Genomic DNA, 23,586 nt, shown 5'->3' with positions numbered 1-23,586 from the left:
CGGCGCGAACGAGCCGTCAGCGGCAGTGCTGCCCGCTGTTGATGCAGCTCACCATCCGCCGCATCAGCTTCTCGTCGAAGACGTTGATGAAGTCGCCGTGGTCGGTGACCGGCTTGTGCAGCTGCTCGGGGAACGAGTCGACCGCGAAGCCGGGGCCGGGCGGCACCGTGTACACCACCCGCTGCACGAGCTGCGGGATCGGGCGGAAGCCCAGGGCGCACGAGCCGTCGGGGCGGGCGAAGGCCACGTGGGTGCGGTGATTGGCGCTGTCGGCGTTCGCGCCGTCCCAGCAGCTCTGGAACCTGAACGTACGGACCACCTTGCTGCCGCGCGGGCAGACCGGGTACTTGTCCTTCAGCTGCCGGTTCTCGAAACCGGTGCAGCTCCACGACGCGTTGGCGTTCGCGTCGCCGTTGGTGAAGGCCTTCGCGTCGCCGGTGATGATCCGCAGGAAACGCGGCATCGCCGTGACCCGGCCCGTCGGGTTCCCGACGAAGTCGAGAGTCACCTGGGAAGGGGTCTGGATCTCCCCGGTGTTCTGGTCCTTTCCGCCGCCGTCGGCGTCGGCGTCCGCCTCGTCCTTCCCGTTCTGCAGCCGCAGGACGGGCCAGTAGTACGTGGATTTGTCACCGGGATTGCGGCAGGTCGTCGCGCCTGCGGCGAGAACGGCGTCCGAGGAGAAAGCGTCGGTGGCCTGATTTCCGACGTAATCGTGCATGTGGTGGGCACCATTGCTCACACCGGGCGCGACGATGACGTTGTCCGGGTTGAATTTGCCGTTCTCGTTTCGGCCGCAGGCTGTGGTGAAGGTGCCGCGTGACGCGTTGCGTCGGTTCTGGACGCGGGGGGCGTTCGGGCGTACGGACCGGATGTCGACGAAGTCGGAGGACTCGGGGCCGTTGCCCCCGCGAGGCCCTTCGGCCCCGCCGTCGCCCTGCACGCCGCCGTTCCCGGACCCCGCGCCGTCACCCTGGCCGGCACCTTCTCCGCCACCTCTGCCGGAGCCTGCGCCGCCGCTCCCGCCGGTGCCGGCGTCGGTCCCGTTGTCCCCGGCGCGGTTCCCGCCGTCCTCCGCCCGCATCGTGCACGCGGCGAGTGCGTCCAGGTCACGGGGGCGTTCGGCGCCCGGCTGGCGTTCGATGGCGTCGCCGATCCGGTCCAGGGACGCGGCCCGCTCGTCCTTCAGCGGGGTGAGTACCGCGTCCTGCTGTCCGCCCCGCTCCTGCGACTCCGCGAACGTCCGGTAGGCCTCGGTGAGCCGGCTGTCCATCGCCGCCAGCTCGCGGTCCACGTCCTGCCGCGCGCCCCGGGGCACCTCGGTCAGCGCGTTCGCCGCCTCGGGACAGCTGATGGTCGCCATGCGCGGTCCGGCGGCCCGTAACCGCGCCGGATCCTCGTCGGCGGAGGCGCTCGCGTTCAGTGCGACCAGCCCGCCCCCGCCGAGGAGCAGCGCGGCCGTGGCAGCAATCGTCCTGTTCGCCAATTTCGACCGTTTGTGTCGTTCGTGTCCCATGAGGATCCTTCGCTTTCTTCCGGGCGAAGTCCCATACGTACGCGGGGAACGCCGCGTTCAGCCTTTCCTCACCGGCACCGCGATGTCGTGGAAACGCACGAATTCCCGGAATGCCCGCTCATGCCTTCAGTGCCCGCTGATAAAGGGCCCGTGCCGGGCTGCCGAAAAGGGCGGCCGTCGACTCGGCGTCGGTGTCGCCGCCGCTCAGCACGCCGATGAGCTTCCCCGGCCGGTCGGAGCCCCGGTAGCCGGTGAGCCAGGGGCTGCCGCTGGTGCCGTTCCAGAAGCCCGCGCACTCCATCCGCAGCATGCCCGGCAGATCGGGGTCCAGCGTGCTGCCGGTGGTACAGGTGACCGGCCGGTTGTCCGGGTTGTGGCCGGGCTCGGGGTAGCCGATCACCGTCACCTGCCGTTCGGGGCCGGACTGCCAGTCGAGCCCTGCGGCCCCCACGACGTCCTGGACGTCGCGGCCCTCCGCGTCGGGCTCCAGGGTCAGGAAGGCGAAGTCGTACGGGTCGTCCTCCTGCTCCTGCCAGCGGTCGTCGACCTGGATCGCCCGTACCTTCCACGTGCCGTAGGGCTGCTTGCCGCTGCCCTCGCCGGAGAAGCCGGGCGCGAACGAGATCGTCCGCTTCTCCCCGCCCTCCGGCTCGTGCACGCAGTGCGCCGCGGTGGCCACGATGTTGCCCTTCGGACTGTCGACGACGCTCGCCGTGCACCAGTGGTCCGCGCCCTCGGCGAGCACCCCGATGAACGGCGGGTAGTCGATCACGGCCGCGGTCCGCTGCGCGGTGGGGGAGACGCCGGGGTCCAGCCGGGGTGCCGAGGCCACCGGCCCACCGCACCCGCCGACCAGGGCGAACAGACCCGCAACCCCGGCAGCGGCCACCGGCCCCTGCCACCACCGCTCACGCACGTCGGGCGTCTCCTCTGTCCGGTCGGCTGTCCGGTCGGCCCGCTCGGCCGCTCCCGTCGGTCACTGCGCCCATAGGTTATGCACGCCACGACAGGTTGTCGCCCTTGGGCGGGGTCCGGCCCGTCGCGGGCCTAGTGGTCCAGGTACGCCAGCACGGCGAGGACCCGCCGGTTGTCGTCGTCGGAGACCGGCAGGTCCAGCTTGGCGAAGATGTTGGAGGTGTGCTTGGCCACCGCGCGTTCGGTGACGAAGAGCTGGGCGGCGATGGCCGCGTTGGAGCGGCCCTGTGCCATCAGCTCCATCACCTCCTTCTCGCGCGGGGTGAGCTGCCCGATCGGCTTGTCCTGGGCCCGCCGCGACAGCAGCTGCGAGATGACCTGCGGGTCCATGGCGGTGCCCCCGCCGGCGACCCGGCGTACCGCGTCGACGAACTGCTCGGCGTCGAAGACCCGGTCCTTGAGGAGGTAGCCGATGCCCCCGTTGCCGTCGGCGAGCAGCTCGCGCGCGTACAACTGCTCCACGTGCTGGGACAGCACGAGGATGGGCAGGCCGGGTCTCGCGCGCCGGGCGGCGAGTGCGCACTGGAGTCCCTCGTCGGTGTGGGACGGCGGGAGCCGGACGTCGACGACGGCGACATCAGGTTCCAACTCCTCGAAGGCCTGGGTGAGTTCGGGCCCGGTTTCGACGGCGGCCAGGACCTCGAAGTCGAACGCTTCGAGCATCCGCACCAGGCCGTCGCGGAGGAGGAAAAGGTCTTCGGCTAGCAGGACGCGCAAGGAATCTCCATGGTCACCATGGTGGGACCGCCCGCGGGACTGCTGACGGCCAGGACACCGTCGAATGTACCGAGCCTGCGTTCGACCCCGCTCAGCCCGGAGCCCGCCCCGATCCTCGCCCCGCCGCATCCGTTGTCGGTGACCGAGACGCGGATCATGCCGTCGCGGCCGGTGCCCGTGTGGTGCAGGTCCACCCAGATGCGGTCCGCGCCCGAGTGCTTGACCGCGTTGGTGAGCACCTCGCTGACGGCGAAGTACGCCGCCGACTCCACCGGCGCCTCGGAGCGCCCCGGCAGGTCCACCGTCACCTCCGTCTCGATCGGCAGCCGCAGCGCCAGCGCCCGTACCGCGTCGCCCAGTCCGCGCTCGGCGAGCACCGGCGGGTGGATGCCGCGGACCAGGTCGCGCAGTTCGGTCAGCGCCTCGGCGGAGGACGCGCGGGCCACCCCGATCAGCTTCTTCGCCTTCGCCGGGTCCTTCTCGATGAGGGCCTCGATGGTGCCCAGGTTCATGCCCATGGCGACCAGCCGGGCCTGCGCGCCGTCGTGCAGGTCCCGTTCGATGCGACGGAGTTCGGCGGCCGAGGTGTCGAGGGCGTCGTGCCGGGTCTCGGTCAGCTTCGCCACGCGCAGGGCCAGCGAGGCTTCCTTCGTCGGGGCGAGGAAGCACTTGGCGAGACGGAAGTGGGCCCGCAGAAGGGTGGTGTTGTAGCGGAGGCCGAGCGCGAGGATGCCGAGGCCGAGAGCGAGCGCGAGCAGGCCGGTGAACTGGCTGTGCACCCGGACGAAGAGGAACCACTCACCGCCACTGTGCGCGAACACCCGCCACAGGCCGGCCGCGATCACGAGCCCGTAGAGCCAGTACCAGAGCGTCAGCCCGGGGACGAGCGCGGTGACGGCTCCCGCGGACAGGTCCACGAACAGCCACTGGAGGTCCCGCCAGGTCGCCGGGTCCTTCAGCATCAGCGAGGTCCGCTCCACCTGCCCGGTCACACCGGAACGGATGTCCGCAGGCAGCGCACGGTAGGGGACGTCGATCCGCACGTCGGACCAGGATGCCGCCAGCCGCCTGCGGTGGTCGGCCCAGGCCCGCACCCAGCCCAGCACCACGGGGGTGGTGAAGACGCCCACGCCGATCCCGACGAGGACCAGCGAGAGCAGAGTGAGGGAGAACAGCACGCAACTGACCGCGACGGAGGCGACCGACAGGCCGAGCGCGCGCACCCCCGCCAGCAGCGCGGCGCGTATCCGGGTGGCATTCATGGTGGTGGGTCCCTCTCCGTCCGCGGCCGTGTCCCCGAGGCTTCCGTGCCTGGCCGCAGGCACAGTCTCCCCCGGGGACGCGGCCGGGGCACGGGGTTCCGCACCCGGGGCGGGGTGTACCTGGCACCACCGCCCGCGCGGGACCCCGTACGCAGCACTCAGGGAGCGTACTTGTAACCCACCCGGCGCACCGTCTGGATGGTGTGCCGGTGCTCGGCCCCCAGTTTGCGGCGCAGCCGGGCGATGTGCACGTCCACGGTGCGGCCGTCGCCTACGTGTCCGTACCCCCACACCGTGGTCACCAGCCGGTCCCGGGTGTGCACGCGGTGGGGATGCGCCACCAGGTGCGCCAGCAGCTCGAACTCCAGGTACGTGAGGTCCAGCGCCCGCCCGTCCACCTCGGCGAGCCGCCGCGAGGAGTCGATCCGCACAACGCCGTGCCGCACGTCGGCGCGCTCCTCGTCGGCGGGAGGGTCGACGGCCCGCTGTCCGGCGGCGCGCCCCGCGACGTCCGGAGCGGTGTCCGGCCGCCGGTCCGCCGGTACGAGGACGAGGTAGCCGACCATCGGCGGGCGGCCCGGCAGGGCGGGCAGCACGTGCTGCGGGGCGGGCAGCCAGGTGGCACCGGGGGGAAGGTAGTCGGCCACGTCGTACGCGGGACGCGGCCCCGAGGGGGAGGCTGCCGGGGACACCACCTCGTCGCGCTCGACGGCGCGCAGCCGGTGCGGCCCGGGGCGCACCGGTTCGGGCGCCGTCCGGCGCGGGCGGGCCGGCGAGGGGGCGGGGAGGGGGCGGGTGACGGTGGCGTGGGCCATGACGGAGTCTGCTTTCGCGCGGAGGAGACCGCCGCGGGGAGTCACACGGCGGCGTGCTGCTTCCTGCCCGGTCGCGCGGACCGAAGGCCGTACCGGAGAGGTCCGGGGTACGGCGTTAGAGGGTGCGCGCGTTCACGGCGCGACAACAGACCCGGTCGAAGTCGTGGTGCTGACGGGAGGGCCAGAACGGCTCCAGGTCGCCACGACCCGTGGCACTGGAGTTCTGAAAGCCGGTCATGCGCCCTATTCAAGCACGGGCCCGGCGGGGGCGGCAGTGCTCCCCCGGACACACGGTTCGGGCCACACCGCCGACGTCACGCCGGGCACGCGAAAGGGGCGCCCGCCGGTCCGTACCGGCGAACGCCCCATCCCGCGCGGGAGGTTCAGACCTGCGCGGCCTTCTCCAGGGCCGTGCAGCACGTCTCCACGATCAGCCGGGTGACGACGTACGGGTCGACGTTGGCGTTCGGGCGGCGGTCCTCGATGTAGCCCTTCTTCTCCTGGGCGACCTGCCAGGGGATGCGGACCGAGGCGCCGCGGTCGGAGACGCCGTAGCTGTACTCGTTCCAGGGGGCGGTCTCGTGCAGCCCGGTGAGGCGGTCGTCGATGCCGGCGCCGTAGTTCTTCACGTGGTCCATCGGCTTCGAGCCCTCACCCAGCGACTCGCACGCCGTGATGATCGCGTCGTAGCCCTCGCGCATCGCCTTCGTGGAGAAGTTGGTGTGCGCGCCGGCGCCGTTCCAGTCGCCCTTGACGGGCTTCGGGTCCAGGGTGGCGGACACTCCGAAGTCCTCGGCGGTGCGGTAGAGCAGCCAGCGGGCGATCCACAGCTGGTCGGAGACCTCCAGCGGCGACAGCGGTCCCACCTGGAACTCCCACTGCCCCGGCATGACCTCGGCGTTGATGCCGGAGATCCCCAGGCCCGCCGTCAGACAGTGGTCGAGGTGCTTCTCCACGATCTCGCGGCCGAAGATCTCGTCCGCGCCGACACCGCAGTAGTAGCCGCCCTGTGCGGCCGGGAAGCCGCCCACCGGGAAGCCCAGCGGGCGCTCGCCCTCGAAGAACGTGTACTCCTGCTCGATCCCGAAGATCGGCTCCTGGGCCGCGAACTGCTCGGCCAGCGGCCGCAGTTCCGCGCGCGTGTTGGTGGAGTGCGGCGTCATGTCGATGTTCAGGACGTCGCACATGACGAGAATGTCGTCGCCGCCGCGGATCGGGTCCGGGCAGGAGAACACCGGGTTCAGGACGAGGTCCGAGGCGTGCCCCTGGGCCTGGTTGGTGCTGGAACCGTCGAAGCCCCAGACGGGCAGCGCGGCGCCGTCCGCCAGGATCTTCGTCTTCGAGCGGAGCTTGGCGGTCGGCTCGGTGCCGTCGATCCAGATGTACTCGGCCTTGAACGTCACGGACGCCATCCTTTACGGGTTCTACGCGGCTGCGGGGGGACTCGGCCACCGGTTGCGGCGGTGGCGGGATCGCGGCCCCGTTGCTGCTGCGGTGATGGTCGGCAGCCTGGCAACCCGCGATTTCCCGGCCGTTGCCCGTTTGTGAACCCCGTGTTACCGCACGAGCCGTGCCGGGTGACGTGCGTCGCACCGCCCGCCTGGATCACTCGCGCCCCCAGGGGCAGACTGGTCGCATGACCACGACGCCCCCCGCCGGCACCCCGGCGCACACCCCCGCCCGTACCCGCATCGGACTGCTCGGCACCGGCCCCTGGGCCCACCGCACCCAGGCCCCGGCGCTCGCCGCCCACCCCGACGTCGACTTCGTGGGCGTGTGGGGGCGCCGCCCCGAGGCCGCCGCGGAGATCGCCGAAGCGCACGGCACCCGGGCGTACGACGACGTGGACGCCCTCTTCGCGGACTGCGACGCGGTCGCGATCGCCCTCCCGCCGGACGTCCAGGCGCCGCTCGCCGTGCGCGCCGCACAGGCCGGCTGCCACCTGCTCCTCGACAAGCCGGTCGCGACGACCGCCGACGGCGCGCGGCAGGTCGCCGAGGCGGCCGAGGCGGCGGGCGTCGCCTCCGTCGTCTTCTTCACCCTGCGCTTCGCGACCGGCACGTCCTCCTGGGTCACCGAACAGGCCGCCGTGGACGGCTGGTTCACCGCCCACGCGTACTGGCTGGGCGCGCTCTTCTCGCCGGACTCCGACAGCGTGTACGCGGCCTCCCCGTGGCGCGGCGAGAAGGGCGCCCTGTGGGACGTGGGGCCGCACGCCCTGTCCGTGCTCCTGCCGGTCCTCGGCGACGTCACCCATCTGGCCGCTTCCGGCGGCCACGGCGACATGGCCCACCTCGCCCTGCGGCACGCCTCCGGTGCGTCCAGCACGGCGACCCTCAGCCTGAGCGCCCCGCCCGAGGCGTCCGGTGTCGGCGTCGAACTGCGGGGCGCCTCCGGCGTCGCGGCGCTCCCCAACCCGTGGGGGCCGGGGGCCGAGTCCTTCGGCGCGGCGATCGACGCCCTCCTGGAATCGGCCCGCAGCGGCACCCCGCACCCCTGCGACGCCCGCTTCGGCCTGCGCGTGACGGAGATCCTGGAACAGGCGGACACGGCGCTGACCGCGGCCCGGGAGACGGCGCCGCGGACGGCCACGACCGCCTGACCGACGGCACGGGCCGCCACCGATGCCGGGGGCCGGGCCCGAGGAACCCCGCCCGCCCCGTAACGGCCCCTCAGGATGCCCCGTCGCGCGCTTTCCTCAGTTCCCCCGGCGTGCCGAGCGCCCCAGGGCGTCCCGTACCGCCTCGTCCGTACGCCCGACCACCGCGGTCCCGTCGTCGGCGGTGAGGATCGGCCGCTGGATCAGTTTCGGGTGGGCGGCGAGCGCCGTGATCCACCGCTCGCGCGCGTCGGCGTCCCGCGGCCAGTCACGTACGCCCAGCTCCTCGGCGTCCGCCTCCCGGGTGCGCGTGATGTCCCAGGGCTCCAGGCCGAGCCGGCCGAGCACCGCCTGGATCTCCGCCTCGTCGGGCACGTCGTCGAGGTAGCGGCGCACCGTGTAGTCGGCCCCCTCCTCGTCGAGGATGCGCACGGCGGAACGGCACTTGGAACACGCGGGATTGATCCAGATCTCCATGCCCCGAAGATACCTCCCGCCCCACCCCGCACAGCGGTCAAATGCCTTCTGGCCAGCGGCGATTGTCAGTGGTGGCCAGTAAAATGGGAAGCGTCCGAGAGGGTCCGTGAACGCCTCGGGAGGATGCCCGTGACCGCTGCCGTACTGAGGGACGACGCCCGCCCCCGCAAGCCGAAGAGCCGCCAGCCCGTACCGCCGAAACCGCTGTACAAGAAACCCCTCCCGGCCGGCCGGCCGCGCGAGTGGTACATCTCCCACAACCGCCGCCTCAAGGCCATGCGCCTGGCGATAGCCCTGATGGACACCGGGGTCTACGTCCCGCAGAAGGCGACCAACCGAAGGATCCGCGCCACCGCCGCCCGGGTGGGTGTCCACCCGCCGTCCAGCACCACGTGCCGGCTGGTCCGCGAACTGATCCGCGACGAGCTGAGCTGACGCGTCCCGCGCCCGGCACGACGGGAGCCCCGCCACCGCCCGAAGGCGGTGACGGGGCTCCCCGCACGACGCGTCAGGCGCGTCGGACGGATACGTACCCGGCCGGTTTAGAGGTCGAAGTACAGCTCGAACTCGTGCGGGTGCGGGCGCAGCTGGATCGGGGCGATCTCGTGCGTGCGCTTGTAGTCGATCCACGTCTCGATCAGGTCGGCGGTGAAGACGCCGCCGGCCAGCAGGTACTCGTGGTCGGCCTCCAGCGCGTCGAGGACGGCCGGCAGCGAGGTCGGGACCTGCTGCACGTTCGCGTGCTCCTCGGGGGCCAGCTCGTAGAGGTCCTTGTCGATCGGCTCCGGCGGCTCGATCTTGTTCTTCACGCCGTCCAGACCGGCCATCAGAAGGGCCGAGAAGGCGAGGTACGGGTTGGACGACGGGTCCGGCGCGCGGAACTCGACGCGCTTGGCCTTCGGGTTGGAGCCCGTGATCGGGATGCGCATCGCGGCGGAGCGGTTGCGCTGCGAGTACACCATGTTGACCGGGGCCTCGAAGCCGGGGACCAGACGGTGGTAGGAGTTCACCGTCGGGTTGGTGAAGGCCAGCAGCGACGGGGCGTGCTTGAGGATGCCGCCGATGTAGTAGCGGGCCATGTCCGAGAGACCGGCGTAACCCTGCTCGTCGTAGAACAGCGGGATGCCGTTCTGCCACAGCGACTGGTGGACGTGCATGCCCGAGCCGTTGTCGCCGAAGATCGGCTTCGGCATGAAGGTCGCGGTCTTGCCGTTGCGCCAGGCGACGTTCTTCACGACGTACTTGAAGAGCATCAGGTCGTCGGCGGCGGCGAGGAGGGTGTTGAACTTGTAGTTGATCTCGGCCTGGCCGGCCGTGCCCACCTCGTGGTGCTGGCGCTCGACCTGGAGGCCGTTCTTGTCGAGCTCCAGGGAGATCTCGGCACGGAGGTCGGCGAAGTGGTCGACGGGCGGGGTCGGGAAGTAGCCGCCCTTGTAGCGGACCTTGTAGCCGCGGTTGTTCTCCACCGCACCGGTGTTCCAGGCGCCGGCCTCGGAGTCGATGTGGTAGAAGCTCTCGTTCGCCGACGTCTGGAAGCGGACGTTGTCGAAGACGTAGAACTCGGCCTCGGGGCCGAAGTACGCGGTGTCCGCGAAACCGGTGGAGGCCAGGTACGCCTCCGCCTTCTTGGCGATGTTGCGCGGGTCGCGGCTGTACTGCTCGCCCGTGATCGGGTCGTGGATGAAGAAGTTGATGTTGAGCGTCTTGTCGCGGCGGAACGGGTCCAGGCGGGCCGTCGACAGGTCGGCGCGCAGCGCCATGTCGGACTCGTGGATGGCCTGGAAGCCGCGGATCGACGAACCGTCGAAGGCGAGCTCCTCGTCCGGGTCGAAGACCGCCGCGGGGATCGTGAAGTGCTGCATCACGCCCGGCAGGTCGCAGAACCGGACGTCCACGAACTTGACGTCGTTGTCCGCGATGAACTTCTTGGCTTCGTCGGCGTTCCCGAACATCCAGCTCCTCCTACTCCCGCCCGGGGCCGGACGGGGTTGCCGCTATTTCTGCGGGTCTTCGTGCGGGCCAGTGCGGTGGCACACGCTGGCGTCGACCATAGGCAGCCGGGATTTCTCCAGCATGACCCATTTGTTTCGCCCAAGTTAACCAGGGCGTGGTGACGGACCCCGCCGGTGTCCTTCCCGGCGCCCTTATGTGTGCCCCGCCCGGACCGGGACGAACGGGGGCGCAGTACCTTTGTGGGGTGGACAACAGGCAAGCAATCGGATCGTGGCTCTCCGGGCCGCGCGCGGCCGCCGAGGAGATGGGCGCCGACTTCGGACACCGGGGCAAGCACCTCGGCCTGCCCCCCGCGGGGCCGGGCTCCGTCGCCCCGCTGGGCCGCCGGTTCGGCGCTCTCTTCGTCGACTGGGGCCTGTGCCTGCTCATCGCCTACGGGCTCTTCGCTCGCGGCGACTCGCAGGCGGCCGGCAACTGGGCGCTGGGCATCTTCCTCGTTCTGAGCGTCCTCACCGTCGGCACCGTCGCCTGTACCCCCGGCAAGCGCCTCTTCGGTCTGCGGGTCGTCTCCGAGCGCGGCGGACGCCTCGGCCTCGGCCGGGTCGTGGTGCGCTCCGTGCTGCTCTGCCTGGCGGTCCCGGCGCTGATCTGGGACCGGGACGGCCGCGGCCTGCACGACCGGCTGGCCCGCGCCGTACAGGTGCGCATGTAACCCGGGACGCGGCCCGCGGACGGGGGGACGGCGACAGCAGGACGGCCCCGGAACCTGGAGAAGGTTCCGGGGCCGTCGCCTGCACAGAAGGAACGGAAGGGGGACGGTCAGCGGCCGCGCGGCATCTTCATGCCCTTGGTGCCGGGCATCGGGCCCTTGGGGATCGGCATGTTGCTCATCAGGTCGCCCATCGCGCGCAGCCGGTCGTTGGTCGCGGTGACCTGCGGGCCGGTGAGGGTGCGCGGCAGCTTGAGCATGGTGGTGCGGACCTTCTTCAGCGGCACCTGGCCCTCGCCGTTGCCGACGATGATGTCGGTCACCGGGACCTCGGGACCGACGATGCGGGCCATCTTCTTCTTCTCGGACGCCAGCAGCGTCCGCAGCCGGTTCTGGTTGCCCTCGGCGACCAGCACGATGCCCGCCTTGCCGACGGCCCGGTGCACGACGTCCTGGCTGCGGTTCATCGCCACCGCCGGTGTCGTGGTCCAGCCGCGGCCGACCTGGTCCAGGACCGCCGCCGCCGCCCCCGGCTGCCCTTCCATCTGCCCGAAGGCAGCGCGCTCGGCGCGGCGTCCGAAGACGATCGCCATCGCGAGGAAAGCCAGCAGGAAACCCAGGATGCCCAGGTAGACCGGGTGCCCGATCAGGAAGCCGAGGCCGAGGAGGACGCCGAAAACGACGATGCCCACGCCCGCCACGACGAGACCCACCTTGGGGTCGTTCCGCCGGGTCATCTTGTACGTCAGGGCAATCTGCTTGAGTCGCCCGGGGTTCGCAGTGTCCGCGTTCGCTGCGCGTTCCTTCCTCGCCATGCGAGAAAGTTTACGTTGCTCAGGACGTACGAGCGGACACCGCCTCCAGTACGTCCTGCGTCTCCACCCGGTCCTTCGCCCGGCGCCGGTCCTCCAGCACGGAGGTCCAGGCGTTGCGGCGGGCGGTGCGCTGACCGGTGCCGATCAGCAACGTCTCGACGGTGCGCAGCGCGTCCGTGACGGACGGGAGGGCTTTGGCGCGTACGGCCTGCATGTCGGGGTTCCCTCTCGTGACAACAACGGCGAATGGCGGCGGTGGGTGGAGCTGCGGTGCGGCGGTGCTGTGGAACCTCGGTGGAACTGCGGTGCGTGGAGCAAGCGTCACCGACTGGTGTTACCAGCAGGTGACCGACCGGTCAAACACCGATGAAACCTCGACGTTACGGGTGAAACGCCGACACGGCCCGTTCAACGCCCCCACCTGCGGGTGTCGAACGGGCCGCGTCGTCACGGCGGGCACTGCGGTGCGTCGGCTGTGCCGGGTTTCACACGGCCTGCGGGGTCACCGGTGCCCCGCGCCGCTCCATCGCCTGACCGTACAGCCGGCCCGCACGGTAGGAGGAGCGGACCAGCGGACCCGACATCACGCCGGAGTAGCCGATCGCGTCGGCCTCGTCCTTCAGCTCGACGAACTCCATCGGCTTCACCCAGCGCTCGACGGGGTGGTGCCGGGGGGAGGGCCGCAGGTACTGGGTGATGGTGATGAGTTCGCAGCCCGCCTCGTGCAGGTCGCGCAGCGCCTCGCTGACCTCTTCCCGGGTCTCGCCCATGCCGAGGATCAGATTCGACTTGGTGACCAGACCGGCCTCGCGGGCCCTGGTGAGGACGTCGAGGGACCGCTCGTAGCGGAAGCCGGGGCGGATGCGCTTGAAGATGCGCGGCACGGTCTCCACGTTGTGTGCGAAGACCTCCGGGCGGGACTCGAAGACGACGTCCAGCAGCTCGGGGACCGCGTTGAAGTCGGGGGCCAGCAGCTCGACCTTGGTGCGGCCCTCGGCGCGGCCGGCGGTCTGCTGGTGGATCTGGCGCACGGTCTCCGCGTACAGCCACGCCCCGCCGTCCTCCAGGTCGTCGCGGGCGACGCCGGTGATGGTGGCGTAGTTCAGGTCCATGGTGACGACGGACTCGCCGACCCGGCGGGGCTCGTCGCGGTCCAGGGCCTGGGGCTTGCCCGTGTCGATCTGGCAGAAGTCGCAGCGCCGCGTGCACTGGTCGCCGCCGATGAGGAAGGTCGCCTCGCGGTCCTCCCAGCATTCGTAGATGTTGGGGCAGCCGGCCTCCTGGCACACCGTGTGCAGTCCTTCGCCCTTCACCAGGGCCTGCATCTTGGTGTACTCGGGACCCATCTTCGCCCGGGTCTTGATCCACTCGGGCTTGCGCTCGATGGGGGTCTGGCTGTTCCGGACCTCAAGACGCAGCATCTTGCGCCCGTCGGGTGCGACAGCGGACACGTCCGCACTCCCTCTTGCCGTAACGGCTTCGATTCATCGGCGAACACCAGGGTACGCCCGATATTTACATGGCTCTACGTCCGGGCAACCCTCACCTGGGCAGGGGCATTCCCTGGGCGGATGTCTTCTCGACCGGGCGGGGCGCGGGGACGGACTCCGCCATCACCGCCGCCAGGTGCTTCTCCACCACCGGCAGGACCTCCTCGATGGTCACGTCCCGGCCCAGCTCGTTGGCGAGCGAGGCGACGCCCGCGTCGCGGATGCCGCAGGGCACGATCCGGTCGAACCAGGTGTTGTCCGGGTTCACGTTCAGCGAGAAACCGTGCATGGTGACGCCCTTGGCGACCCGGATGCCGATCGCGGCGAGCTTGCGGTCCTCGCGCCGCTGACCGGCGTTGGACGGCGCGTACTGGGGACCGTTCAGCCGGGCGTCGAACTCGGGGTCCGACAGCCGCGGGTCGAAGTCGAGGGACAGGCCGCCGATCTGCGGGCGCTGCTCGACGGGGTCGCCCAGGACCCACACGCCGCTGCGGCCCTCGATGCGGGTCGTCTCCAGGCCCAGCTCCGCACACGTGCGGATGAGGGCCTCCTCCAGCCGCCGCACGTGGGCGACGACGTCCACCGGGCGCGGCAGCTTCTGGATCGGATAGCCGACGAGCTGGCCGGGACCGTGCCAGGTGATCTTGCCGCCGCGGTCCACGTCGACCACCGGCGTCCCGTCCAGGGGGCGCTCGCTGTCCTCGGTGCGACGGCCCGCCGTGTAGACGGGCGGGTGCTCCAGTAGCAGACACGTGTCCGGCACCTCGTCGGCGAAGCGGGCCGCGTGCACCTCGCGTTGCCTCTGCCAGGCCTCCCGGTACTCGACGGCGTTCTCACCGAACCCCAGTCGGACGAACCGCAGCTCACTCACGGTGGTGTCTCCTTCGTATCGCCTCGCCCCAGCCACTGTACGGCGGCGCGGGAAGCGGTCCATGGGCAGGGCGAGGAGCGGGGTCTCCGTCAGCGCCTTCCCGGAATCCTCACACGAACGGATGAAGTAGAGGCGCAGAGGCCGGTTGCGGGGCCCGGTCTCGCTAAATTCGCGCCGTTCCACGCAGGGCTGCCACCCGGGGCCCGGAAGGCAGGAGAGCCACAGCTGATGACGGAACGACCTCCGCAGCGCATCCCCAACCGACAGCTCGCCGCGCTCATCGCGGAGGCGGGATTCTCCAACGCGGGCCTGGCCCGGCGCGTCGATCAGCTGGGACTGGAGCACGGGCTCGACCTCCGGTACGACAAGACCTCGGTCACCCGCTGGCTGCGCGGCCAGCAGCCGCGCGGCACCACTCCCGCGCTCATCGCCGAGGTGTTCACCAGGAGACTCGGCAGACGCCTCTCCGCCCAGGACCTCGGGCTCGACGCCTGCGCCCCCGTCTACGCGGGACTCGAATTCGCCGCCACCCCCGAGGAGGCCGTCGACATCGTGAGCGGGCTGTGGCGCAAGGATTCCGGCAGCCACGCCGAGCTGCGGAAGATCGCGTTCACCCCGGCGGGACTCGTCGTCCCCAGCCGTGACTGGCTGATCGGCCGGGCCGACGACCGGGTCGGCCGCGCGGCCGAGCCCCCGGTCGTCAACGGCACCCCTGCGGCGCGGGTGCCCGCCCAGGGCGGGCGGCCGGTCGCCGTCCTGCCCCGGCAGCGGCAGACCGACCGGGGCCCCGGCCAGCGGGTCACCTCGGGGGACGTCGCGGCGCTGCGCTCGGTGGCCGAGCTGTTCCGCACCCTCGACCACGCCTACGGCGGCGGGCACGCACGCCAGGCCCTCGTGCGCTACCTGGAGCACGAGGCGGAACCGATGCTCAGGGGGGTCTACGGGGAGGCGACGGGACGCCGGCTCTTCGCGGCCGTCGCCGACCTGACCCGACTGGCCGGCTGGACCTCGTACGACATCGCGGCGCACGGACTTGCCCAGCGCTACTTCGTGCAGGCGCTGCGTCTCGCGCAGGCGGCCGGGGACCGGGCGTACGGGTCGTACGTCCTGGTGACCATGAGCCGCCAGGCCGTCTACCTCGGGCACGGCCGGGAGGCCGTCCAGCTGGCGCGGGTCGCCCAGCAGGGCGTCGGTTCCTCGGCGCCGCCGGTCGTGCAGGCGATGCTGCACGCGGTGGAGGCACGCGGCCACGGGGTGCTGGGGGAGGTACGGGCCTGTACGTCCTCGCTGGTACGGGCGGAACGGGCGATGGAGGCCGCGCGCCCCGGGGACGACGTGCCGCACTGGGCGAAGTTCTTCGACGAGGGTCAGCTCGCGGACGAGTTCGGCCACTGCCACCGGGACCTCCAGCAGTACCGGGCGGCGGCGCAGCACGCCGAGAAGTCCCTGCAGCTGAGGCCGGCCGGGTACGCCCGCAGCAGGCTGTTCTGCCGGGTGGTCCTCGCCCAGGCACGGCTGGGCCTCGGCGAACTGGACCAGGCGTGCGCGCTCGGCGCGGAGGCGGCCCAGCAGGCCTCCGAGATGCGCTCGGCGCGGGCCACGGAGTACGTGCGCGAGTTCGAGCGAAGGCTGGAGCCGTACCGGGACGCGGCGGCGGTACGGGGGTACCGGGACCGGGTGGCCGCGCTGGGCTGAGGCGGCGGTGCGCGTCGCACGGACGGGGCGAGGGGCGGGTGTGCGGGCCCGCGGGGAAGGCAGGTGAGCACTTCTCCCGCGGGCACGTCTCCGGTCCGGGGCCGTGAATCGGAGGCCAGGGGCACGACGCCGGCCGTCGTGCGGCGGGAGCCTCAGGCGGCCTCGCGGAGTTCCTCGGCCGCGTAGCCCGGCCGGATGCCGAAGTCGCGCAGGATCTCCAGGGCGGCCCGGCGGCCGGAGTGCAGGGCCCCCTGCACGGTGCTGGTGCCGCGGTGGTCGCCGCACACGTACAGGCCGGACAGCAGCCGCACCGGACGGTGCACGTCGTGCGGGGCGGGCATGGCGGGTACGGCCTCCGGGTCGTGGTGGACGGCGAGGAGCTCCCAGTCGTCCGTCGGGGTGCCGTGCAGGCGCGCCAGGTGGGACCGGACGTCGGCGTCGAGTCCCGGCGGGGTGACGGGCAGGCCCAGCACGGTGGAGGAGATCAGCACCCGGCCGTCGGGCGCCCGGCTGGGGTCGACCGCGCTGATGACGGCCGAGTGCGAGACGGGGCCGCCCCGGTCGGCGTCCAGGACCAGGGCGGAGCCGGTCGTGGGAGCCGAGCCGGGAGCCGCGGCGTGGTGCAGGACGGTGACCGGGTGGAAGCCGGGCACCCGCAGGCCGGGCAGGAGGTCCGCGGCGGCGCGCGCGCCGGTGGCCACCAGCAGGGAACGGCAGCCCAGCTCGCCGTCCTCCTCGGTGGTGACCGAGGAGATGGACGCGCCGGTGACGTGCACTCCGGTACGGACCGTGCCGGGCGGCAGGGTCGCGGCGAGGTGTGCGGGCAGGGTGCCCGCGCCCCCCTCGGGCAGGCAGAGCCGGCCGCGTGCGAAGCCGCGCAGGGCCAGGTCGGCGCAGCGGCTGGAGGTGGTGAGGCCGGGGTCGGAGAGCAGCGCGGACAGCAGCGGGCGCAGGAACCCGTCGACCGTGCGGGACGGCAGGCCGCGTCCGGCAAGGGCGTCCAGGGCGGGGAGTTCGGGCCGGGCCAGGAGGCGCTCCACCGGGGTGGCGGCGAAGCGCGACAGGGCCGCGGCGAGCCGGGCCTGTTCGAGGGGACCGCCGAGGGGGCGGATCCGGAGCGGGGCGGGGTCCGTCGCCGGGCTGCCGGGCAGTGGCGTGCCGGGCACGGGCGTCGTGGCGGCGCGGGACGGCGTGGCGGTGCGGGACGGCGTGGCGGTGCGGGCGGCGGAGCCGCGGGGGGCGCTTGCCAGGGCGCGCGCAGCGTTCAGTGCGCCCCTCGCGCTCCGGGCACCGCTGCGTGCTCCGGTCAGGGCTCCGTTGCGTGCCCCGCTGAGCGCCCCGCCGCGGACCGTGCCGCGTGATCCGTCGCGTGCCGCGCCCACTTCGCCCGCGCGGTGATGGCGTCCTTCGCCGTGGACCAGGACGCCGGGGGCGAACGGCCGCAGGACGAGGCTTTCGAGGCCGGGGGTGCGCAGCAGCTCCGGATAGGCGGTACTGAGGACCTGACCGATCCGGTCGAGCCGGAACCCGTCGACCTCCTCGGTGGCCATCCGCCCGCCGACGTGCGGGGCGGCTTCCAGGACGCGGACCGTGACACCGGCGCTGATGAGCTGGTGGGCCGCACAGAGTCCGGCGACTCCGGCCCCCACGATGATGACGTCCGCATGGTGTGCTGGGTTCGGCACGTGCCCCTCCCCGAGGTCGGCGCGGCTGTGGTTGCAGGGCTCCTGCCCCCGACAGCCCTGCTGAATACCCGTATGGAGGACGCAGCGTAGAAGTCCCCACGGCGCGTGCGGCAGGCGCGCACGTCCCGGGCACCGATGCACAGCGGTCGCACAACGGTGGAGAAACGCTCGACAACCGGTCCAGCATGCGACCGGTTTCCGGCACCCTCTCGTCAAAAACCGGTCAAGAACGTTCGGTCAGTCGGTGCGGAGCGCCGCCCGGATCGCGTCGTCGACGGTCGGGAAGGCGAAGGAGAAGCCGGACTCCAGCAGCCGTGCCGGCACCACCCGCTGACTCCCCAGCACATCTCCCGCCAGCTCGCCGAGCGCGATCCGCAGCGCCGGACCGGGCACGGCGAACACGGTCGGCCGGCGCAGCACGCGGCCCATCGCCGCCGTCACCTCCCGGTTGGTGACCGGCTCCGGGGCGGTCAGGTTCACCGGCCCCGACAGCGACTCCGTGTCGATCAGGTGCCGCAGCGCCGCCACCTCGTCGTGCAGCGCGATGAAGCTCCAGTACTGCCGTCCGTCACCCAGACGGCCGCCCAGGCCCGCCCGGAAGAGCGGGAAGAGCCTGCCCCACGCCCCGCCGCCCCTCGCGACCACCAGCCCGGTGCGCGCGAACACCGTCCGGATCCCCGCCTCCTCGGCGGGCGCCGCGGCCTCTTCCCACTCCACGCACAGCTGGGGCAGGAATCCGTGGCCGGGCGGCGCGTCCTCGTCCACCCGCCGATCGCCGGTCTCCCCGTAGAAGCCGAGCGCGGAGCCGCTGACCAGGACGCGCGGCGGTACGTCGAGCGAGGCGACGGCCTCCGCGATCGCCGCCGTGCCGAGCAGCCTGCTCTCCCGCAGCTCCCGCTTGTAGGCGTCCGTCCAGCGGTGGTCGCCGATGCCCGCACCGGCGAGGTGCACCACCGCTTCGCAGCCGGCGAGTCCGCCCGCGTCGACGTGACTGCGCTTCGGATCCCAGCACACCTCGTCCGGGGACCTGGACGGCCGTCGTACGAGACGCACCACCTCGTGCCCGTCCGCGCGCAGGGAACGTACAAGTGCCGTACCGATGAGGCCCGTAGAGCCGGTGACCGCGATGCGCATGGGTCCATCCTGCCTCTGCGCCACTGCTTTCGCGCGTCCCATGGCATCGTGACGCCATGTCCGAGACGCGAAACCGCCCTTCCGCCCCCTCGATACGCACCGCCGACCTGTCCGACGACGCGGAGCTCGCGCGGCTCGACCGGGAGACCTGGTCGCCGCTGCACGCCGTGACGCCCCTGCCCGAGCCGCCGTACGCGCCGTACTTCGACGCCCGCCACCAGCCCGGCGACGTGCTCGTCGCCGAGGACCCCGACGCGGCAGGCCGGCTCCTCGGCTACGTCCGGCTCGTGCCGCCCACCCCTTTGGCCTGCAACGCGCACGTTCTGCAGATCAACGGTCTCGCCGTGGCCGAGGAGGCCCGCGGCCGGGGTCTGGGCCGGGCCCTGGTGCGGGCGGCCTGCGACGAGGCGCGCCGCCGCGGTGCCCGGCGCCTCACGCTGCGGGTGCTGAGCCACAACAAGCCCGCCCGGACCCTGTACGAGGCGGAGGGCTTCGTCGTGGAGGGCGTGCTGCCCGGCGAGTTCCATCTGCACGGGGAGTACGTGGACGACGTCCTGATGGGCAGGCCGCTGACGGACTGAGCCCGCCGCCCGGCCGGGCGCGAAAAGGGCAATACGGTCATACTGGTCCGGTAGTGACCCGGCGTGCCCCTGACCCGGCCGTCGCGCCCCGTCCGCCCCACCGTCGCCCCCGAGGAGCCTCTTCCATGAGCTCGGTCCGCGCTCGACGCGGTGAGGAGACCCCGGGGTGGCTGCGGGGCGAACGGGCGCCCCGCTGGCTGCGCGTGCTGCCGGTCGCCCTGCTGCTCGTGCTGGGTTTCGCGGACATGCTCATCCCGAGCCACTTCCGGCTGGGGTTCTTCCTCACCGTCCTGCCGCCGCTCGCCGCCCTCGCGCACGGACCGCTGGTCACCGCCCTGCTGGGAGCGGGCGTGCTCGCCGTGGCCAGTCCGGTCACCCCCGGCTGGCAGGCCGCGCGGGGCGACCTGCTGCCGCTGGTCATCGCCGCCGCGATCAGCGTCCTGCTCGCCTGGGTCCGCAGCCGGCGCGACGCCCGGCTGGTCCACATCGGCACGGTGGCCGAGGTCTCCCAGCTCGCCGTCCTGCCGCCACTGCCCGCGCTGGTCGGAGGGGTGCGGTGCGCCGGCCGCTACCGGGCGGCGCACCGCGGCGCCCTGGTCAGCGGAGACCTCTACGACGTGCGGCAGGGCCCCTGGGGCGTACGGGCCGTGGTGGCCGACGTGGAGGGGCACGACCTCACGGCCGTCTCGACGGTCTCCGCCCTCCTCGGCGCCTTCCGGGAAGCCGTCCTCGACGACGCGGACCTGACGGCGGTGGCGGCCCGCCTGGACCGCCGCCTGGTCGTCGACTCGGCAGCCGTCGAACACGCGGAACTCTTCGCGACGGCGGTGCTGCTGGAGTTCCCGGCCGACGGAAAGTCCGTGCACGTCGTGTCCTGCGGGCATCCGCCGCCCCTGCTGCTGCGCGAGGGGACGGCGACCGAACTGTCCCTCGACCCGGCCCCGCCGCTCGGCCTCGGCCTGACCGACCTGGCCGCGCCCGCCGTGACCGTGCTGCCGCTGCGCCCCGGGGACCGCCTGCTGGCCCACACGGACGGTGTCACCGAGGCCCGCGACGCGCGGGGCGACTTCTACCCGCTGGCCGCCCGCCTCTCCGCGATGGTGACGACGGAGCCCGCGCCGGAGGAGGAACTCGGCACGCTCGCGGAGGCGGTCCTCGCCGACCTGGCGCGCTTCGCGCACGGCGGGGTGGAGGACGACGTGGCCCTGCTGCTCCTGGAACCGGGGAACGGCTGACCCCTCGCGGGAAGAAGCGGTCCGCTAGTTCCCGAACCTCTCCCAGAGCCGCGGATAACGGGCCGCCAGCACCCCGTCGTCGTCCAGGTCGATCGGCGTGCCCTCCGGCTCCGCCGCCTGGGCGGGGACCCCCAGGTCCGGCGCGACCGCCCCGGTCAACTGCTCGTACGCCTCGTCCGCCGCGTAGCCGAACTCCTCCCCGTCCCCGTCGATCTCGTCGTCGAAGTCGTCGAGCAGGCCGGCCAGGTCGTCCGGTTCGTGCAGCGCGCCCTCGAAGACCTCCCGGCCCTGGCCGATCAGCCAGCACCGGAAGTAGTCGAAGGCGTCGTCGCTCGCCGAGCCCAGCAGGACCGAGGCGGCCCCCCACAGGTCCCAGCGGTAGGCGCGGTTGTACCGCACCTCGAAGTGTCTGGCGAAGTCGAGCACGGCGTCGGGGTCGAGCTGGAGCAGTCGCTCGACCAGCAGGTCGGCGTGGTCCTCGGGGTCGCCCTCGGCGGCCTCTCGGGTGCTGTCGACCGTCTCCCAGAATTCCGTCTCGTCCATCACGAGGTACAGCATCCGGCCTGCGGGGGCGCGACGCACGCGGAGGGGGCGGCGGGAGAGCGTCTCCTTTCTCACACCCCTCCGTTCCCGACCTCCGGTTCCCGGCTGTCCCGGGCTTGGTGTGACCGTCCCACGATTCACTCGTTTGAAGGGCAAGCGACGCACGCACTCTCACCCTCAAAGGGGTTGCCCTCGCCATGGACACGCAAGACCGCACCGAGCGCACCGCGGCTCACGAAGGCCCTCTGAGCGTGGCACAGGCCGAAGCCGCGCTGGTCGAGCACTATCCGCGCCTCGTCCGACTCGCCTTTATCACCCTCCCGCCCGCCCTGGGCCGCCACCGCCGGGTGCTCGTCGCCCACGGCATCGCCCAGCGCGCCCTCCCGGCCCGCACACGCCCCGCCCGGCGGACCGCGCCGGGCGTCCCCGGACAGCGCACCGCCCCCGCAGGTACCGGCGGGGGGAGCGCCTACGCCGCGCTGCGCGCCCGGGTGCTGCGCGAGTCCCTGGCGTACGGGAAACGGCCCGGCTGGTGGCCCGGCCGCGTCCCCGCCCCGGACCGGCTGCGGCACGTGCTGCCCGCCGTGTGGGGGCTGCGGGTCTTCCCCGCCGCGGGCGGCGCCGACGAACTGGCCCTGGAGCAGGCCCTGTCCGGGGCGGACGCCGCCACCCGCGCCGCCCTCGCGCTGCGCCGGGCCGAGGACCTGACGGAGGACCGCACCCGCGACCTCCTCGCCGAGGCCGGGGTCGCCGAACCCGCCCTCGCCCTGCGCACCGCCGAGCGGCTCGCCAAGAAGGCTCTCGGCGAGTCGGCCGAGGGGGCCGGACACCCCTTGCTGTCCGGCGAGTTCGACCCCTGCTTCGTGCACACCCGGCCCACCGACCTGCTGCGCCGCCGGCACCGGCTGCGTACGGCGGGAGCGGCCCTCGTCGTCGCCGCGGTGGCCGCCGCGACCCTGCCCCTGGAGCTGCGCGAGGGCCCCGGCACGCAGGAACGCGAAGCGGCCACCGGCGCCCGCAACGCCTCCATAGCCCAACGGGTCACGGATCCCCGCAACCTGGTGCGGGCCAAGGACGACGAATGGGCCGACACCTCGCGCGTCGACTTCACCGTCTGGCCGGCGCGCGGCGACCGCCGGGACGACCTCGCGCTGCTCGACCGCGCGCTCAAGGTGTGGTCCGCTCCGGCCCGTACGGTACGGATCTCCAGCACCCCCGGCACCGGCACCGCACCGCCCGCCGAGCCGCCCCGGCTGCTGTACGCGGGCGACGTCGACGGCGCCGCGGTGGTGCTGCTCAACGACGGCGACCGCACGGTCCGGTACACCGAGCCCGCCGACGCGTCACAGCCCCCGGTGCTGGACTTCGCCCGTACCGACGACGCGGACGTGGTGACCGGGGCGGCCCTCGTCGTCACGCGGGAGGGCCCCGCCTCCCGTTTCCTGCTCGCCCCCTGGATCGACGAGACCCGCACCCGCGACCTGCTCAAACCCGGCGCGCCGGGCGGTGAGCTGGCGGTGCGCGGCGACGGCGTCACCGCGGCGGTGCCCCGGCCGGGAGCGGGCGGCACGTGCGACTCCTGGCCGGTCCTCCAGCTCCGCTCCTCCGAGCTGATCGTCGAGAAGCACGCCTTCCTGCTGACCGACCTCGGCGATCTGGCACCCGTACACCTCACCTACACCCCGCCGCCGGGCAGTGGCGCCCCCGCCCGGCAGCCCCGCGAGGCCACCGGCGCGGCGGCGCTGGCGAATTGGGCGCGCACCGCCTGCCACCTGCCGTCGCTGCGCGGCGCGGGAGTGCGTGCCGTCAACAACTGGGTGTACGCGCAGCAGACCCTGCCCGAAGGGGCCGGCCGGGCCGACTGGGTGTGCACCCGGGCCGACACCTGGCGGGGGCCGGGGCGGGTCCTGGTGCAGCTCCAGCTGCCCGGCACGTCACCGACGGCACTCGGGGTACCGGTCGTCGAGGCACGGGACACCGCGGCGTGCAGCCGGTTCGGCCAGCACGTGCTCGCGGGCGCGGGCTGGAAGGGGCCGAAGTCGGGCGACTGGTACCTGCTCGCCGCCGGCAGCCGCAAGGTGCAGAGGATCCAGGCGACCGGCGGAGTGCGGGCCGACGCGAACGGGGCCACCATGGCCGTGCGCGCGCCCCGGGGCGTCAAGGCCGAGCTGCGGGCGCGGATGGCGGACGGATCGACGCTCGAAGGTCTGCGCTGAGGCACCGGCGTCATTCCGCCGGTCATCCCGACAGAAGGCGCCGGGATGAGGCGGCATGGACTCGTCACCGCGGCGGGGGGCGAGGGCATCGCCGTACCCACCCACCACCTGGAGGTCGACCAGGTTCGGGCGCTGGTCGGGCGGATCGACCGCGGAGTCACCGGAGTACGTGGGGCGGGCGGTGGCACACCTGGCCGCGGACCCCGCTCGGGCCCGGTGGAGCGGACAGTCGCTGAGCCCCCTCGGACGGCGGGGCCGCCCGACGTGAGTCCCCTTGGATGGCGGGGCCGCCCGACGTGAG

Annotated in this window: 23 protein-coding genes and 2 pseudogenes; 9 read left to right on the top strand and 16 right to left on the bottom strand. The window is 72.8% G+C overall.

The window, feature by feature from the left end; translation table 11 throughout:
* Positions 1-16: 16 nt before the first annotated feature.
* From HNQ79_RS01465 to glnII, 7 genes are all read right to left on the bottom strand, one after another.
* On the bottom strand, positions 17-1,513 hold the full coding sequence (locus HNQ79_RS01465) for a DUF1996 domain-containing protein (RefSeq protein ID WP_185025931.1): 1,497 nt from the start codon (positions 1,511-1,513) through the stop codon (positions 17-19).
* 118 nt (positions 1,514-1,631) lie between these two features.
* Positions 1,632-2,429 (bottom strand): trypsin-like serine peptidase, encoded by a 798-nt coding sequence (locus HNQ79_RS01460; protein ID WP_229923152.1) that lies wholly within the window; start codon positions 2,427-2,429, stop codon positions 1,632-1,634.
* 131 nt (positions 2,430-2,560) lie between these two features.
* Positions 2,561-3,205: a LuxR C-terminal-related transcriptional regulator gene (locus HNQ79_RS01455; RefSeq protein WP_185025930.1), complete on the bottom strand. Its 645-nt coding sequence runs from the start codon at positions 3,203-3,205 to the stop codon at positions 2,561-2,563.
* Positions 3,190-4,467, bottom strand: a complete 1,278-nt coding sequence (locus HNQ79_RS01450; RefSeq protein WP_185025928.1) for a sensor histidine kinase — start codon at positions 4,465-4,467, stop codon at positions 3,190-3,192. Before HNQ79_RS01450 ends, HNQ79_RS01455 begins: the two co-directional genes overlap by 16 nt.
* A 158-nt stretch (positions 4,468-4,625) precedes the next feature.
* The gene (locus HNQ79_RS01445; RefSeq protein ID WP_185025926.1) at positions 4,626-5,282 is read right to left on the bottom strand and encodes a winged helix-turn-helix domain-containing protein; all 657 of its coding nucleotides are present in this window, start codon (positions 5,280-5,282) and stop codon (positions 4,626-4,628) included.
* A 115-nt stretch (positions 5,283-5,397) separates the two neighbouring features.
* The gene (locus HNQ79_RS33405) at positions 5,398-5,520 is read right to left on the bottom strand and encodes a hypothetical protein (RefSeq protein ID WP_260421457.1); all 123 of its coding nucleotides are present in this window, start codon (positions 5,518-5,520) and stop codon (positions 5,398-5,400) included.
* Between the two features lie 145 nt (positions 5,521-5,665).
* Positions 5,666-6,685, bottom strand: a complete 1,020-nt coding sequence (glnII, locus tag HNQ79_RS01440) for a glutamine synthetase (protein WP_185025924.1) — start codon at positions 6,683-6,685, stop codon at positions 5,666-5,668.
* 233 nt (positions 6,686-6,918) lie between these two features.
* Between glnII and HNQ79_RS01435 the strand changes: the two genes are divergently transcribed.
* A complete protein-coding gene (locus HNQ79_RS01435; RefSeq protein WP_185025922.1) occupies positions 6,919-7,884 on the top strand; it encodes a Gfo/Idh/MocA family protein in 966 nt (321 codons plus the stop codon).
* A gap of 96 nt (positions 7,885-7,980) precedes the next feature.
* Here HNQ79_RS01435 and HNQ79_RS01430 read toward each other — a convergent pair whose 3' ends face one another.
* Positions 7,981-8,358, bottom strand: a complete 378-nt coding sequence (locus tag HNQ79_RS01430) for an arsenate reductase family protein (protein WP_185025920.1) — start codon at positions 8,356-8,358, stop codon at positions 7,981-7,983.
* Positions 8,359-8,481: 123 nt separating this feature from the next.
* Here HNQ79_RS01430 and HNQ79_RS01425 point away from each other — a divergent pair, with 123 nt between their 5' ends.
* Entirely contained in the window at positions 8,482-8,793 is a 312-nt protein-coding gene (locus tag HNQ79_RS01425; RefSeq protein ID WP_185025918.1) for a hypothetical protein, read from the top strand.
* A gap of 107 nt (positions 8,794-8,900) precedes the next feature.
* Here HNQ79_RS01425 and glnA read toward each other — a convergent pair whose 3' ends face one another.
* Positions 8,901-10,310: a type I glutamate--ammonia ligase gene (glnA, locus tag HNQ79_RS01420; RefSeq protein ID WP_185025916.1), complete on the bottom strand. Its 1,410-nt coding sequence runs from the start codon at positions 10,308-10,310 to the stop codon at positions 8,901-8,903.
* A gap of 245 nt (positions 10,311-10,555) precedes the next feature.
* Between glnA and HNQ79_RS01415 the strand changes: the two genes are divergently transcribed.
* The gene (locus HNQ79_RS01415; RefSeq protein WP_185025914.1) at positions 10,556-11,023 is read left to right on the top strand and encodes an RDD family protein; all 468 of its coding nucleotides are present in this window, start codon (positions 10,556-10,558) and stop codon (positions 11,021-11,023) included.
* 107 nt (positions 11,024-11,130) lie between these two features.
* On the opposite strand, the gene HNQ79_RS01410 is transcribed toward HNQ79_RS01415, so the two are convergent.
* The 4 genes from HNQ79_RS01410 to lipB all read right to left on the bottom strand — a co-directional run bounded on the left by HNQ79_RS01410 (position 11,131) and on the right by lipB (position 14,196).
* Positions 11,131-11,835 (bottom strand): DUF4191 domain-containing protein, encoded by a 705-nt coding sequence (locus HNQ79_RS01410; protein WP_185025912.1) that lies wholly within the window; start codon positions 11,833-11,835, stop codon positions 11,131-11,133.
* Positions 11,836-11,854: 19 nt separating this feature from the next.
* On the bottom strand, positions 11,855-12,049 hold the full coding sequence (locus HNQ79_RS01405) for an SCO2195 family GlnR-regulated protein (RefSeq protein WP_185025910.1): 195 nt from the start codon (positions 12,047-12,049) through the stop codon (positions 11,855-11,857).
* Between the two features lie 271 nt (positions 12,050-12,320).
* The gene (gene lipA / locus HNQ79_RS01400; RefSeq protein ID WP_185025908.1) at positions 12,321-13,286 is read right to left on the bottom strand and encodes a lipoyl synthase; all 966 of its coding nucleotides are present in this window, start codon (positions 13,284-13,286) and stop codon (positions 12,321-12,323) included.
* Positions 13,287-13,377: 91 nt separating this feature from the next.
* Positions 13,378-14,196: a lipoyl(octanoyl) transferase LipB gene (gene lipB / locus HNQ79_RS01395; protein ID WP_185025906.1), complete on the bottom strand. Its 819-nt coding sequence runs from the start codon at positions 14,194-14,196 to the stop codon at positions 13,378-13,380.
* Positions 14,197-14,424: 228 nt separating this feature from the next.
* Here lipB and HNQ79_RS01390 point away from each other — a divergent pair, with 228 nt between their 5' ends.
* Positions 14,425-15,891, top strand: a complete 1,467-nt coding sequence (locus tag HNQ79_RS01390; protein WP_185025904.1) for an NsdA family TPR-like regulatory protein — start codon at positions 14,425-14,427, stop codon at positions 15,889-15,891.
* 152 nt (positions 15,892-16,043) lie between these two features.
* On the opposite strand, the gene HNQ79_RS01385 is transcribed toward HNQ79_RS01390, so the two are convergent.
* On the bottom strand, positions 16,044-17,576 hold the full coding sequence (locus tag HNQ79_RS01385) for an NAD(P)/FAD-dependent oxidoreductase (RefSeq protein ID WP_185025902.1): 1,533 nt from the start codon (positions 17,574-17,576) through the stop codon (positions 16,044-16,046).
* A 237-nt stretch (positions 17,577-17,813) separates the two neighbouring features.
* Positions 17,814-18,710: a TIGR01777 family oxidoreductase gene (locus HNQ79_RS01380; protein ID WP_185025900.1), complete on the bottom strand. Its 897-nt coding sequence runs from the start codon at positions 18,708-18,710 to the stop codon at positions 17,814-17,816.
* Between the two features lie 56 nt (positions 18,711-18,766).
* Between HNQ79_RS01380 and HNQ79_RS01375 the strand changes: the two genes are divergently transcribed.
* Entirely contained in the window at positions 18,767-19,291 is a 525-nt protein-coding gene (locus tag HNQ79_RS01375) for a GNAT family N-acetyltransferase (RefSeq protein ID WP_185025897.1), read from the top strand.
* Between the two features lie 125 nt (positions 19,292-19,416).
* A complete protein-coding gene (locus tag HNQ79_RS01370; RefSeq protein ID WP_185025895.1) occupies positions 19,417-20,526 on the top strand; it encodes a PP2C family protein-serine/threonine phosphatase in 1,110 nt (369 codons plus the stop codon).
* Positions 20,527-20,550: 24 nt separating this feature from the next.
* On the opposite strand, the gene HNQ79_RS01365 is transcribed toward HNQ79_RS01370, so the two are convergent.
* Complete coding sequence (locus tag HNQ79_RS01365) at positions 20,551-21,069, bottom strand: DUF4240 domain-containing protein (protein WP_185026543.1); 519 nt, start codon at positions 21,067-21,069, stop codon at positions 20,551-20,553.
* Positions 21,070-21,266: 197 nt separating this feature from the next.
* On the opposite strand from HNQ79_RS01365, the gene HNQ79_RS01360 reads away from it, so the two are divergent.
* The 3 genes and pseudogenes from HNQ79_RS01360 to HNQ79_RS33400 all read left to right on the top strand — a co-directional run.
* Complete coding sequence (locus HNQ79_RS01360; RefSeq protein WP_185025893.1) at positions 21,267-23,285, top strand: hypothetical protein; 2,019 nt, start codon at positions 21,267-21,269, stop codon at positions 23,283-23,285.
* A gap of 60 nt (positions 23,286-23,345) precedes the next feature.
* A pseudogene (locus HNQ79_RS34715) lies at positions 23,346-23,438 on the top strand (SDR family oxidoreductase); the annotation flags it as partial.
* A pseudogene (locus HNQ79_RS33400) lies at positions 23,437-23,523 on the top strand (SDR family oxidoreductase); the annotation flags it as partial. The pseudogenes HNQ79_RS34715 and HNQ79_RS33400, both read left to right, overlap by 2 nt.
* Positions 23,524-23,586 lie beyond the last annotated feature (63 nt).

Source organism: Streptomyces candidus, from assembly GCF_014207445.1.
GTDB classification, from domain to species: Bacteria; Actinomycetota; Actinomycetes; order Streptomycetales; family Streptomycetaceae; genus Streptomyces; species Streptomyces candidus.
The sequence above is the reverse complement of the archived record's forward strand: the minus strand, read 5'-3'. Positions and strand labels throughout refer to the sequence as shown.